8 protein-coding genes and 1 pseudogene are annotated in these 14728 nt (G+C 55.3%); 4 read left to right on the top strand and 5 right to left on the bottom strand.

Translation table 11 applies throughout. The annotated features are described in order from the left end of the window. Nucleotides 1-67 precede the first annotated feature (67 nt). From COMA1_RS17610 to COMA1_RS17600, 3 genes are all read right to left on the bottom strand, one after another. Entirely contained in the window at nt 68-694 is a 627-nt protein-coding gene (locus COMA1_RS17610; protein ID WP_090750845.1) for a hypothetical protein, read from the bottom strand. Between the two features lie 287 nt (nt 695-981). After that, on the bottom strand, nt 982-6150 hold the full coding sequence (locus COMA1_RS17605; protein ID WP_090750844.1) for a hypothetical protein: 5169 nt from the start codon (nt 6148-6150) through the stop codon (nt 982-984). A gap of 33 nt (nt 6151-6183) precedes the next feature. Continuing rightward, a complete protein-coding gene (locus tag COMA1_RS17600; RefSeq protein ID WP_141654399.1) occupies nt 6184-6828 on the bottom strand; it encodes a hypothetical protein in 645 nt (214 codons plus the stop codon). 691 nt (nt 6829-7519) lie between these two features. Here COMA1_RS17600 and COMA1_RS17595 point away from each other — a divergent pair. Both COMA1_RS17595 and COMA1_RS17590 read left to right on the top strand, forming a co-directional pair. Continuing rightward, nucleotides 7520-8470, top strand: coding sequence for a hypothetical protein (locus COMA1_RS17595; RefSeq protein ID WP_090750842.1), 951 nt, complete (start codon nt 7520-7522; stop codon nt 8468-8470). A 49-nt stretch (nt 8471-8519) separates the two neighbouring features. Next, on the top strand, nt 8520-9626 hold the full coding sequence (locus COMA1_RS17590; protein ID WP_090750841.1) for a tyrosinase family protein: 1107 nt from the start codon (nt 8520-8522) through the stop codon (nt 9624-9626). A 117-nt stretch (nt 9627-9743) separates the two neighbouring features. Here COMA1_RS17590 and COMA1_RS17585 read toward each other — a convergent pair. Further along, nucleotides 9744-10217 (bottom strand): annotated as a pseudogene (locus COMA1_RS17585) (IS3 family transposase); the annotation flags it as partial. 39 nt (nt 10218-10256) lie between these two features. Here COMA1_RS17585 and COMA1_RS17580 point away from each other — a divergent pair. Then, entirely contained in the window at nt 10257-10790 is a 534-nt protein-coding gene (locus tag COMA1_RS17580; protein ID WP_090750840.1) for an IS630 family transposase, read from the top strand. A gap of 245 nt (nt 10791-11035) precedes the next feature. Here the strand turns inward: COMA1_RS17580 and COMA1_RS17575 are convergent, their stop codons facing one another. Then, nucleotides 11036-13453 (bottom strand): endonuclease MutS2, encoded by a 2418-nt coding sequence (locus tag COMA1_RS17575; RefSeq protein WP_090750839.1) that lies wholly within the window; start codon nt 13451-13453, stop codon nt 11036-11038. Nucleotides 13454-13685: 232 nt separating this feature from the next. Here COMA1_RS17575 and gap point away from each other — a divergent pair, with 232 nt between their 5' ends. After that, nucleotides 13686-14699: a type I glyceraldehyde-3-phosphate dehydrogenase gene (gap, locus tag COMA1_RS17570; protein WP_090750838.1), complete on the top strand. Its 1014-nt coding sequence runs from the start codon at nt 13686-13688 to the stop codon at nt 14697-14699. Nucleotides 14700-14728 lie beyond the last annotated feature (29 nt).

Raw genomic sequence — 14728 nt, 5'->3', positions numbered from 1 at the left:
CATCCAGGCGATTGGAATCACACTGACTTAGTTCCCCTCTCAACTCTATAGAGGGGCCATATGTCCTTCACTTCCCTTTAGCGTGAGCCAGGTCTCCACTTAACGATTGCGCCGATTTTTCGAATAATTCCGCGAGTACGGCGCGAGTGACTTTTTCGCGACGCAACTCCGCCAAGGCTGCCTCCATGGCAGTCGAAAGCTCTTGGTTTTTCTTTTGCATCTCCGTCGACAGGGTCTGCTGTTGATCGGCAATGCGCTGGTGCAATTCACGAGTTTTTGTCGAGGCTTGCTGATCCAGCTGAGCAGTACTAGTGGCGACCGTCTTTCCCAATTCTTTCAGGTCATGCACAAGACCAGCAATGGACTGCACCCGGCCCTCGTGCTCGCTCGTGATCTGAGCCATCAGCACTTCAACCTGTTGCTTGATAGCCGATTCAAGCGAATCAAATCGACTATTCAACTTCTGTGTCAATTCGGTGGCCACGCGCGTGAGCGATTCTTCAAGCTGCGTGATGCGTTGCGCATGTTCACGGTATTGTGTCCCAAAGAGCAGTTCTTGGACCTTCGCAAGCCCATCGGGGCTGTTCGGGTTCACGTCTGGAGATGGTCGAGGGCTCTCGTCATCGGAGGCGATTCCTTTGTTGGCATGCAGGGAGGGTTTCGGCGAGTTTCGCTCCGTCGCGGTAGGCTTCATCGTGGTCCTCCTTCACCTCGCGCCAATGCATTGCTCGGTCATGACTCTCTGACCGTCTTGCGTAGAACTTCTCTCAGTGGTCAATACTAGCACTCTGAGGGAGTAACAGACAACGGGGTCTCACTTAGGCATAATGATCAATAACCTCATCCACACCCACACAAGACTTACCCGCGAGATCCGATGATCTTCCAGTAGGCTATTAATTACTTAGTGACCATCAAGAGACGCTGAAAATGACTGGGCAGCCAACGTCCGCTGCATCGGCTGCCCAATCTGTAGAGCTGCTACTGAGTTGGGGCGTTCGGTGTGCCCACCGTAAAGCTTCCCCAGAGTCCACCGGACCACATGTGATTCGGTCCGTCGCGATAGAGCCAATACCCTTCATGCGCAGCGGGAATCGTCACCGTCATCGCCTTACCGACCGAAATCAACGGACTATGCGCCGATCCATAGTTCGGCAAGAGATCTGCAAAGTCGTGCCCGTAGAGTAAAAAGGCATGCTGCCGAGCGCGACCATGGGGTTGCAGGACGCGAAACCGCACTTCTTCACCAGGATTGGCATGATACTCCGTCGTCGGAATCGGCTTGTACTGGGGTGTGAAGAAATCGGTCGGATAAAACGCCTCGTTCAAATTGGCGTCGTCTTTTTGCCCCAGCCGGGCAAAGAACGGCGCCGCATGATAGTTGAACGCCTTGTCACCCAGATCATAGGAATCGTCGCAGATACGGCAATCCCTTATCGGCTTGGGCAATTCACCTGATTGCTTCTGATAGAGATTCAACCCATCCCGATACAGCACGACATGTTCACGGAACGAGCGCGTCATTTCTCCATCGGGATATCGAATGACCGCAGAGATCCCGCCATTCGGCACCGGCTTGTTGGTCGATGGGTCGTGATATGTCGATCCCTTTGGTTCGACGATCAGCGTCCCGACAAGACCGTGCGACGGATGGTTGATGATGTCCCCCCATGACGTCAGATTGACCGGACCAAACTCATAAGGTTCGTGCTTCAAGCGGTTGCCGTCCAGCTTCACCACACCGGCATACCAATATGACGGTGTACCCGATGTTCCAGCCGCAACCGGCGATTCTCCATTGAACCCGACTGCCGCACCGTTATAGTTCGACACATCGTATGAAACGAGTTGTGGATGTATCGTGACGAATGAAGAAGGTTGCACATTCTCAGCACCTCCGCCTTCAAGATCTCGATCAACATTGAGCGACACGATCTTCGGCATCAAGGCATCACCTGGATCATCGCCCAGCTTCTTGGGAAAGCGGTTGGCCAATTGCACCTTCATGCAGTCACCTGCATTCACCCGCAACACCAGCGGCTCGATCGGTGTCTTCACGGCAGGATCGTTCAGGCGTGCGCGATAGTACTCTTTCAACTTGGCGCGACGATCCTCCAACTCCGGATCGGTCAGTGGTGCAACCCCGACCGGGAGACGTTCGAGAAGCACGTAGGCGAGTGCGTTCGGATCATAAATGCCCGTCTGTCGGTCATAGGGCAGTGAGGTTCCCATCCAGTCCTGGATACTCACGGCATCGATATAGAACGTCACCTCGCTCGTTTTCCCGTTCAACTGTTCCAGGTTTGCAGGAATCGGACAGGTACCGTTGAGATAGTCCTGGCCCGGCGCAAGCGACACCTTTCCTGAACCATCAGGTTGCAACGGACGTAGGCGATGCTTGATCGGCCGATACCACGATTTTTCCTTCTGTTGATTGATCGATAAGCCTGCGTACTGCATCGGCTCGATGCCTTGCGGATCGCCCGCCTCCGTCCCGTTATAGCTGCGGATGAGTCCCCAGGCACCGTTCCAGAGATCATCCACCGAGCCAAAGTCGTACAAGTAGTCGGCCAGAGGAACCCTACGGAAGACGTTCGCGAGTGGAAGCTTGAGCTCGAAATGCTCCGAGATCCCGATCTCCTGCGCCGCGACCAGTGGACTCTGGGGGTTGGTAATCTCACGCGGCCACCGCATGCCGTGAATATTGAGCATGTGCTGAACCTCTTGCGCGCCTTGGATCACGCGTAATTGGGTCAGTTCCCCCTCATAGCCCTCGAATATTTCCGATGCTGGATCACCATGGAGCCGTGAGTCGAACGCCAGGGCCAGGTCGCCCTCGAGTCCCGATTTCTGCCGTTTGATACTGCCGTCTGTCTCACGCTCACCGATACGCAACGGAATCGGTTCATGCCGATAGTTCACCAGATAGGGATTGTGATGATCTTTCGAAATGGCCTCCGGCAACGAGGGCGGATCGACCGGCCACCCATGGTCTTTCCAGTAGTGTTCCGCATGGTGCTCGATCGCCTTCACCGTCGGTTCATCGATCTTTGCCTCACGGGCCTTTTTCATCAAATTCTGCATACCTTGGAGCTTGCCGTGCAGTGGAGCTTCACCATGCTGACGGTGTGGATCGTACAGCAGCGCAAAATCTGCGACGGCAAGCGCGAACTCCCGATGATCCTGATGCATGGTTTGATCCTGTGCCTGCACGATCATCGCCTGTGTGCCGACGCCGCCCGTCAGCGGATCGCCGTTGGGCTTCAACCATTGCGAACCAGCCGGTTCGACTAAGAGGGCGCTGTAAAACCCATGATGCTGAATCGACGATGGGCCGAAATGATCATGGGTAAAGACCGTGCGAATCGTCCGATCTCGACAAGCTTTCGGCGCCTGTGACGGCAAGCCTCGCACACCTCCGCTTGCCTCACAGGTCTTGAGATCTTCCATGAGCGGATCGGCAAACCAGCGCTGAATGGTTGTTTGATACTGGTCTGGACCAGGAACGGCGAGCGCGATCGGATTTCCCTGCGCGTCGACGGCTCGGCCGCCGGGTTGATGCGAGGCTTCAATACGCTCACGAATGGCCCCTTGTGCAAAGGTACCATCCTCATAGTTCCATCCATTGCCGGACCCATCCGACGACATCACATCGAACTTCACCAGATGGATGTGCTGGCCGATCGTGTCCGTCGGTGTCTTGACCTGAAAATCATCCAACTCCAGCTCATGGGAGCTACGATTGGTATGGTGATACCGAATGCATTCACCCGAGTTGGCGCGGAAGAAAAACGGCTTGGCCTTGTCCGTTTTCACGCGAGCCTTCCCTTGAGGGTCCAGGTAGTTCGGCACATCCTGATCCAGCACGTTAATACGCCCCTGCGGGTCGTGCCACCCATCGTGATTCACCACCATATCCACATCGATCGCTAACACATCGTAATCGCGGTACAGAAGCTTCCCGTCCTGATCCACTTGTCCGGCCAACTTCGCCACATTGACGTCACAGGGGTCGGCAAACGGCGCGCCTGGTTGAGGCGTTCGTCCGTTGACTTCGTAGACCGCCGGCACTCCATCCGGTTTGACGCTCGGATGGCCGGATGCCTTCGCATGAAACGCCATCGCCGCTTGCTCCTCCGATGTACCACCTGAAGCAAGAATCTTGATCTGTGCCGACTCCAGCTTGACCGTCATATCCCCCGTGGATAGGGCTCGATTCAACACTTCGCGTCCCCGTTGGGCTTCCGGCACGGCTTGCATCTGAGCATGCGTCAGATGAGAGACGGATCGAGTCCCGCCGATCACCACATGCCGCGGCAAGCCGCCGTCCCGCACCATGTCCATCGGTGGTTGTGGCGCGCGATGCCCAACCTGCCCCGGGATAAAGAACGGAAAGCCAGGGTTCTGGTCGGCCCCATACAGAGGCACCGGTGGCATCGCTTGGCCAGGTAAGGGAATGACGGCCGGCACCGGCGTGCCGGTCCCAAGATTCGTGATTCCGGTTTTGGGATCAGTGCCTGCTCCGAGCTCCCCATCCGGCAATCGACGTGTGCCGTCTTCAAAGACGTCGTGCACGCGCCACAACTCCCACATCCCTTGCGCGAAATGCGGATAGAGATGGCAGTGAAAAATCGAATCGCCCGGCGTCTTATTCCGGTTCCCGCTTCCACCGTAGAAAATCGGATAGACGAAACCCTGTTGAGGCGCGATGGTCTGCGAATCGAGATAGGTCCCGGTGCGCTCCTCTTGCTGAGCCAACCATTGGTGCGCATGCAAATGAAAGACATGGGTTTCCTTCGGGCCGGCATGAAGATTTCGGAATTCCACGCGATCATTCAGGTACGAATGATGGACATTGGAGGGATCATCGGCAAATTCAGACAAGAGTGCCGGGTCTCCGTTTGCCCATGATTCCAGGAAGAATTCCTCGTAGGCACATTCGACGCAATTCTTAGCTGGACCGATGCCCTTTCGATTCGCGAGCAGAATCGTACCCATGCCGCTCGCGCCGTAGTTAATCCCGAAACCGTCGCGGACGCCAGCCAAGGTAAAGGATTGCTCCAGCTCCGTGAACTCATCGCGATAGAACGTTTTCAGTTCATCGTGAAACACCGCAGTAAACTCCCGGAAAGCGGGTGAGTCCGGATGTTTATGATCGACGACGATCGCGTTTAAATCTCCGTGTACGAGGTCATACTCCAGCGCTGCACGGCGTTTGAGCATATTGAGAATAGGGGTCCCATCCGGTGTGGCCGCCTCATAGTTCAGAAGGGCAGATCCCTGGCGCTGGGCTCTCACACGCTCGTATTCCTCTTTCGTCGTCTGACTTCGATACCACTCACTCCCTTTCGGTTCGACATGGAGCGCCCCAAACAAGCCATGGACCAAGCTTCCTCCATCGCCTTCACCGCCGGCTGGCGCCGCATTGCTGAAAAACAAATGCGTCGAGGGCTTGGCTGATGGCGCAATATCCCACTGATAGGTGATCGATCGACCTGGGGCAATTCCGGCGATGCCGGTTGCGCTGGGGTCGAATGTATTCCCTATCGACGTTAGGCCGGACACCGTAATCGAGGCACAACGCGTTCGCGGCCAATCATTGCGACGGTCTGCAGGATTAGAGGGATGACCCGTGGCAAGTTCCGAACCGCACCCCTTCGCCCCCGCCTCTCCATCGACTCGCGAACCAGGCGTTTCCGCCTCTTCACCTTCTCCGGGCAATGGATCTAACTCTTGCTTATTCAGGTTCGTGTAGGGTGGAGGCCAGTGCTTCGAACTCAGGTCAGGCTGTTCGGGAGACAACATATTTGTGAAATGCACGACCAAATGATCCCCTGGAGCCACACGCAGCACCAGTGGGCGGGGTCGCTTCCCATCTCGAAGACGGACTTCGCCCGGTTTCGACCGCTCCGTCATGGATGAGCCGTCAGCCGCATTCACCACATCCTGCTTGAGTGCGTAGATCATGCCGTACGGGTTCATCGAACCGAATCGGTTGTAGACTAGTTGTTGATCCAACGCGACGACGTCGGCATGAATGGTTCGTGAATGTGTACATCCGGTTACCAGCATTACTATCATGCCGAGCGCGAAGATCAGCCCACGCCCTGTGCATCGTTGTGGTGTCGCCTGAGCATACTGCTTATCCATTGAATTCAATCTCCTTCTCTCTTGTCGCCGGTCCTATGCGAGTGCGATGCAGTCGAGCAGAAGAGCCGATGGACGAGCATCGCCCCCCGGTCTCGGCAAGGGAATCGATGTGGAGATACCGTTCGCCACGATCCACCGTAGACTCCCGCAGAACCGTCTGGTCGGACGCCACGAAAACGCCTCCCAATTGGTGTACCACCGTTGCTGACGTTCCAATTCAAGCGATTGCGCCAAATACGCCTTGTACAGAGGCTCTTGGGCAGCCCCCTTTTCGTAGGCCGCAAACATGGCAAAGTCGTTCGCGGGTGACCAATCAAACCGTAAGAAGGCCCAATGAAACCACAAAGCCTGTCCTGCTTCGATCGTCACGTCGGGGCACTCCAATATCGCGCCATCGACCGCCAGTGTGGTCTGCCCACTGACATCCGGCGTGAAGGTTAAGTGCGACAGCGCGGCTGGCATAGGATCTCTCGGCTTCACCACACGCGCGCCGTCTTCGTCCACTTTGCGAGGATCATCCAACACAGCAAAAAAATTTCCGCTGACAGGATGAAACACCTGCGTGCCCCGAAAGGCCTCAAAAGTGTTCGCTACTCTGCAGAGTCCTTCAGTCGAAAAGCCGGAAAGATCCCCTCTTTCAAATTCCCAATTGTCCCTCAGATATGGCATAGCAGTCATACCCTCCTCACGATGATTAAGCTTGTGCATATTCGATGTTGACGGGAACCTTGCAAAGTCGATTCCAGAGAGAACTTGCTAGTGGAGCGAAGTAAAAAGCCTGCGGAGACATGCTCCTCGAAATGAACCTGGCAGTATAACTCTTAAAGAAAAATCAGATCGGATGATACTCGCTAAGTACCCAACGTTCAATCCCCATCGCAACTCGCTGATCCCTATCTGTAATCTTATTTACTTACCATCAGTGATTCCTCATGCGTAGAAACTCACACTGTACACCTCCATGATCATGGCTGGATTATCATCACGGTAAAGAAGGGTGATGAAAGGGCCTTCTCCGCTAAACACTTGCGGGTAAATAAAGGGGCATCACCTTGTCGCTACATCAGCCTGTATCCAGTCAGATACATATGGTGAATCGGAAAAGATACTCTTTAAAGCCAGGATAGTAGAAAGTACAGCTAGCAAAATGAGTGGACACTCGCTCTGTCTTGCCCATCTACAGCTTCCATTTTTGTCTATACAAAATCAGACTCACCTCACTCTCCAATCAGATCCCCGCTCATCAACAATGACCGTGTAACATCACGCACCTCCAAACCTAGTGTCGTTCCGCAGAAGCACAGCTCGTGGCATCGCTTGTGCTTCTACAAGTAGGCAGCGTCTCATGCTTGAGAAAGGAGGAAGGTTCATGAACTCATACGTGTCTTATTCATCATCGGTTGTTAGCACCACTGTTCTGACAGCTTGTCTCGGATTCGTAGTGTCCATCGCGAATCTCTCACAAGCGGCCATTGTTGAGATTGACCCTGTGACAGGCAACACCGGGCCAGCTTGTGGGTTAGACGGCAAGTGTAACGTCGGAGCCTGTAACAACGATCCTGATTGCCCCAAACTACCGAGCGATCTCCCACCCCCCACACCTCGGCCCGCTGAAGATGTCCGAAGTTCCTGCGGAGGAACCGTACGCCTCGAAGCCGATGACAGTGCACTCGCCATCGCAGCGAAGACCGTCCGCGCTCAGTTTCCCCATCTCAACGCAGCAGAGAAGAGCAAGAATCCGAAATATTTTGACTCACACCCAACCGGACTGTTAGGCACAGGCCATGGCGAGCTGAACGGTTACGGTGTCACTATGATTCAAGGGACACGGGCGAACCCAGTCTTGAATGCCTCTGGCAAACTGACCGACCCGACGGAGCTATTTTTTCACAAAGACGGGGGCAACCAAGATCACTGGGAAATTATTGGAATGGGTTACGCGTTTAGCTATGAGCGGAACGGAGAAGCTATACCCACTCTCTCGGGAATTCCCTCTGACGCTTGGTTGATTCATGAGGCAGGCTATCACCACTCACCCGGGAATGGTGGATTCACCTGCGCAACAGACGACGATCTGAAGCAAAGCGCCATTGATGCGGGAAAAACTATTGACCGTGATGGCTGTCTTGGTATTAGCAAGGATGACTTGAAAAACAAGGCAACCAGGGCAGAACATGGGCGAATCTGGACCGTTCATATCTGGTTCGATCCCCACACAAAACGACCGACAATCACACCTACGGATCCCTGGTGTCGACAGAGCAATAAAACGATCATCGTCCCATCACGAGCATTTTTCAAGCAAGGCAGCTGCTCCTGAGATCAAGAACTATTCCCTGTACGCGCTAGAACTATAAGGAGATCACCCCATGAAGGCACGAAAAAACCAGGCAAACCTGACAGCAACTGAATGGGAAAACTTTATCTGTGCATTTCGCAACTTAAAAGAAGGATTTCTCAAAGGCGTCGAGAAACCTTCCCTGGACGACTTCGCGGATGAGCATGCCATCGCCTTCAAAGACGGCGGAAATGGAAAGCTCCATGAATGGGAAGCCCACACTCATGGAGATCATACTGGAAGAAAGTTTCTGGCCTGGCATCGTGTCTTCCTGAACGAGTTCGAAAAACGTCTTCAAAGAGAAGTTCCCGACGTAACCATTCCTTACTGGAATGCGTTCAAAGATCCATTCCCCGAAGAGTTGAAGAAGATCTCCGACAATGAGGGAAAGCGAGTCGATTTCCCCGCAAACAGTCTGGGTGATCTACTCCCAGATTTTACCCAAAAAGATTTTGAGGTGTTTCAACTCGACCTAGAAGGTGGGTATCATAATCACGTTCATGCCGAACTTGGTCGGACGATCGGACGAGCCCATGCACCCCGCGATGCCGGATTCTGGCTTCACCATGCGTTCGTCGATCGGCAATGGGGACACTGGCTCGTAAAACACGACGGGGAACTACCCTCAACCATGGATGAGATGATCAAGGGTGACCAGATCGTCATAGGCAAGAAAGTGAGTGACGTCTTGCACACAACGCAACTCGGTTACGTGTACGGGAATGGGATTTACTACAATATTGAAAAACAGGGGAGCACTGATTTTTCCTGTATTCTTTCGAAAGATACGATCTTGTGCGTGAAACTTCCCAATGAGGACTTCTACGCTAAACTTTGGGTTCCGGCTATCTCCAGCGCGGCGGTCTTCATCACAATGCAGCAATTTCCATTTTTCAGGCCAGGATCAAAATTGCCGATTTGGGCAGGAGAAACAATGTACTGCGACCTTCGCTCCGGTAAGTTGAAGGTCGAGCCAGAGCAGGCACATGTTCAAATAGTGAAAAAAACTGCCGGGGCAACCGTCACTTATCAGATAAAAGCCCTGAACGGAACTAGGATGGCAATATTTAATGGCCTTACAAACTTCGCGGCAAATGATGGGGAGGGAACTGTCGATCCTGAAATGCTGTATATTTAGAATGTACCGTTGTCACCCCTGTACAACAACGAATACATATGCGGCTCTTCACAGGTGTGAAGAGCCGCGTCGGTCTATGACCGCGGTTGTCAATAGTGGACGCCATGAATTGCCGCCTCACGCCGCAGACTGCTGACGGACCCACTGCTGGGCAAATGCCGCGGGCGAGCAATTTCCCAGCCGAGAATGTCGCCGCTGACGGTTATAGAATATTTCGATGTACTCTGTGATCTCACGCCGGGCCTGCTCGCGCGTGTCGTAGCGCCGATGGTGCACGAGCTCATTCTTCAACGTGCCCCAGAAACTCTCCATCGGTGCGTTGTCATAGCAGTTGCCCTTCCGACTCATGGACGCGGTCAGGCCGAACTGCCGCAGCTGATCTTGATAGGCCTGAGCACAATACTGCGAGCCACGATCGGAGTGGTGGATCAGTCCCGGACGGGGGCGCTTCGCCCACACTGCCGCTCCCAGTGCCTGGCTTACCAGCGTCGTCGTCATCCGAGCCCCCATGGCATGACCGACGACCTCACAGGTGAACACATCCTTGATGCCAGCGAGATACAGCCAGCCTTCCGCCGTGGGGATATACGTACTGTATCTGGAACGCGCTGCACAAGTTGGGGGTGACCCATAAAAAAAAGACTGGGCTATTCCGAACGCGACCCCCTGCGGCGCAAGCAGTTTCTCCGGCTTCGCGAGCGGTTCGTACGCCGCGGCAAACACCCCGTGTACATCGATGAATGCGGGTTTGTGTCGTCGACGGCGCGGCGGTATGGGTATGCCCCCAAAGGCCAGCGGGTGGACGGCCTGGTCTCCGGGCATCGCCGACCCCGCACGTCCCTCCTGGCCGCTCGCATGGAGGGGCGCCTGGCAGAGCCCTTGCTGTTCGACGGGACGTGCGATACCGGGGTCTTCAACACCTGGCTGAAGACGCAGCTGTGCCCGCGTCTGAACGCCCATCACCTCGTGATCATGGACAACGCCGCATTTCATACGTCATCCGAAACAGCGCAGCTCATCGCCGCGACTGGCGCGACCCTGCTGTTTCTCGCGCCCTATTCTCCCGACCTTAACCCCATCGAGCATGATTTTGCTGCCCTCAAGAAGCGCCGCGAGTATCAGGACCAAGCCACCCTCGACGACCTCGTGAGAGGCTATCACTGATTGTGGGCTTAGCTATACTGAGCAAGACATATGAACCACGACTCATTATTCACAACTTCTCGCCGACTCTGAGATATTGCATCTACTGATGCTCCCGTTTGTTCTCACGGGAGAACAGATACCCTTTGGCTGTAAAGATCACCGGGATGGAACGGCATGGGGGCTTAGAGAATCGCATTCAATATGTCCTGAGAATATCATCCTCTTCTAGGGCGATCTCATGGGTGTGATTGCTCTATTTGCTCTCACCGCAGCTTCGCCACCGTTACACCATCACCTCCCTCGGCTCGATCACCCGGGCGAAACTCCGCCACATAGGGTGATGATTTCAAATACTCTCGGAGGGAGGATTTGAGTCGACCGGTTCCATGGCCATGAATGACACGAAGAAACGGCGCACCATCCAGCGTCGCTCGATCCAACGCCGCCACGACCTGATCCAAAGCCTCATCCATCGCCTGCCCTCGCACGTCGACGACGGTCTGTTCATCTAACCCTAATCCGTTACTCGTCGAGACTCTCCGCGCAGGTGCCGCTACTGGCGCAGGCGCAGCAGCGGTAGCATCTGTTTCACGCGCGAGGCCAACGAGATTCGAGACCGTAGCCAGGATTTCGCCCTCCCCTACTTTGACCCGAACCCGCTTCTTCCCATGTGGTATTTCCAACAAACTCCCCGTCATACCCAACCCGGTAATTTCCACGATGTCGCCGACCCCGAGCTGCTCCAGTGGAATTGGCACAGTGACTGGCAGCAGCTCCTGCCGCGCTTTTGTTTCCAGCTCATGCAGCCGCTGTTTTGTCTCTTTGGCTTTGATGAGCTTTTGCTCGCGTTTCAGTGAATCGACCGTGGCTTGCACTTCAGCCCGTGCGCGTTGAAACTGCTCACCGATCTTCTTCTTGAGCCCCCGCTTCGCCTCTTGTTCAGCCTGTTCAAGTTGCACACGGAGCACCTCAGCGTCACGGGCCGCCTGCTCAGCCGCTTGCCGAGCCTGCCGCGCGCGCTCCCCATCGTCAGCCAGTTGACGTTGAGTACGCTGCAGATCGGCCATCATCAGATCGAGCCGTTGGTCGGTGCGATGCAGTCGCCTGCGCGCCTCGTTCACCAAACGCTCGTCCATGCCAAGCCGGCGGGCAATCTCCAAAGCGGAGGAGCCGCCAGGCATCCCCATGAAGACGCGATAGGTCGGCGCCAAGCGTTCCACATCAAATTCCACGCTGGCATTGGCGAAGCCGGGAGTGGTCTGTGCCAATTCTTTAAGCCCCCTATAATGCGTGGTCGCCACGACTTTCATATTGAGTTCTGCCAAGCGACAGAGCAACGCCTCCGCCAGTGCCGCCCCTTCTTGAGGGTCCGTCGAGGTTACCGGCTCATCAAGTAGCACCAGCGAACGTGGTGGAGCGGCAACGTCGGTCGTCGAACAGTCGGTGCGCTCAGAGAGGAGTCGAATCATCTGAGTCATATGCGCCGAGAAACTGGAGAGATCGCGACTCAGATCCTGGGCGTCGCCAATATCGGCATAGAGATCGGTAAAAAGCGCCATCTCCGACTCCGGCGCGCAGGGAAGATGCAGTCCGGCTCGCACCATGAGGGCAAAGAGTCCCACAATCTTGAGAGTGACGGTCTTGCCACCGGTATTGGGCCCGGATATGACGAGAACGCGGATCGTCTCGTCCATAAGAATATCGTTCGCGACGACCTGCTCTTTCGTAAGGAGCAGCAGCGGATGGCGTGCCTGTTTCAGCACGACACGGCCCATATCATTCAGCGTGATCGGATTACATTTCAGCCGTCGGCTCATCTCGGCCTTGGCCCTGATGACGTCACAATCCACCAACGCCCCAATCCCCTGGGCCATCGCGTCCGCTTGGACCGCCACAAGCGCCGTCAGCTCCCGCAAGATACGCTGTACCTCCCGCTCGATCTCCAAATCCGTCACCTTGATGGAATTGTTGAGCTCAACCAACTCGCGCGGCTCCAGAAAGACGGTCGCGCCACTGGCTGAGACATCATGGACGATCCCAGGAATCCGCCCCCGCATATCCGCCTTCACCGGCACGACATAGCGCCCCTCGCGCTGGGCAAAATATGATTCCTGCAGGACGTCCTCATAGCGCCGCGAATGGAGAATCTGCTCCAGTTGTCCCCGCATCTCTTGCTTTAAGCCTTGCGCCTGATGCGTGAGACGCCGTAGCTCGGGCGAAGCCGTGTCCTTCATGAACCCATCCGGCTGGATGGCATGCTCAATGGCGTGTTGAAGGCCCCGTAGCCCTTTGGTGAGGTGCAGTGGCTCAAAGACCTGCGCCAGGGCTTGGATCTCGTCTTGATGCACCTGTGCATAGCGTTCCAGTTCAACCATCAAGGCCAGGGTGATCGCACAATCCCGTAACTCGCCGACTTCGAGCACGCCTCCCTTTTCTGCCCGGATCAGCTGCTCTCGGATATCGGGAAAGGCCAAGCTCGGCGGTGGATCACTCCCTTCCACCAGACGCACCATTTCGGTCGTCTCCTGCTGACGGCGACGCGCCACTTCAAGTTCGCTCGACAAAACCAGCGTTCGACACTTGGTACCGCCGATGGCCGACTGGGCCTGCTGCGCCACATAGTCCAAAACTCTGGGCCATTCCACCACCTGGGCTGCTTGTTCTGATAAGATCTGGGCCATTGCACATTCCTTTGGTATTGAACGCGTGCCGAACTCTAACGAACTGCCGAAAGAGGACGCAAGTGATACACAGGTTCTGACGTGCAGGCATCGGTCATTTTGACGTTTTTTTGAGGCACCACCTGCTTGTTCTATCTTGACAAGAAGGAAAGCGCATCGATACTATCGACATTCGGATCGTACGGTCTGGTCCCACAGACATACACTATAATTGCACCTAGAGGATTACACTATGGCCATTCGGATCGGCATCAATGGATTTGGACGTATCGGACGCAACGTGTTTCGCGCCTCGATAGGAGACAAGGACCTCGAGATCGTCGCGATCAATGACCTCACCGATGCAAAAACTCTCGCATATCTGCTCAAGTACGACTCAGTCCACGGCACCCTCCCGTCCGAGGTTGAGGCTAAGAACGACCAAATCTTCGTCGACGGGAAACCCCTGAAGGTCCTCGCGGTCAAGGACCCTAAGGAACTGCCCTGGAAGTCGTTGAATGTCGATGTCGTGATCGAGTCGACCGGTCGCTTCACCGACCGAGATGCCGCAGGGAAACATCTATCAGCGGGCGCACAGCATGTCATTATCTCCGCACCGTCCAAAGACCCCGATGTCACGGTTGTTCTGGGTGTCAACGACGACAAGTTCGACCCCAAATCGCATCATATCGTCTCGAATGCCTCCTGCACGACGAACTGCTTAGCTCCAGTCGCCAAGGTCTTGCTGGAAACGTTCGGTATCAAGCACGGGATTATGACCACTATCCACTCCTATACCAACGACCAACAACTCCTAGACCTGCCGCACAAGGATCTCCGTCGTGCCCGTGCAGCAGGAATGTCGATGATTCCGACGAGCACCGGTGCGGCCAAAGCCCTGCACCTTGTGATCCCTGAATTGAAGGGCAAGTTGGACGGGCTCGCCATTCGGGTGCCAACCCCGAACGTCTCGCTCGTCGACCTCACGGTGGAAACCGAAAAAGATTGTGACATTGCCTCCGTGAATGCCGCATTCAAAAAGGCTGCGGACGGCCCCCTCAAGGGAATTCTCAAGTATTCGGAAGATCCCATTGTCTCCATCGACCAAAAGGGAGACGCTCACTCAGCCACGGTCGATGCCCCGCTGACGAACGTTGTCGACAAGCGCCTGGTCAAAGTCACGGCCTGGTACGACAATGAATGGGGCTATTCATGCCGAGTCCGCGACCTCGTCAAGGTCCTGGCTGGAAAATCAACAACGACGTAACTTGACTGCGCCGGGGATGATCGAGCCCG

Source organism: Candidatus Nitrospira nitrosa (assembly GCF_001458735.1).
GTDB classification, from domain to species: Bacteria; Nitrospirota; Nitrospiria; order Nitrospirales; family Nitrospiraceae; genus Nitrospira_D; species Nitrospira_D nitrosa.
The sequence above is the reverse complement of the archived record's forward strand: the minus strand, read 5'-3'. Positions and strand labels throughout refer to the sequence as shown.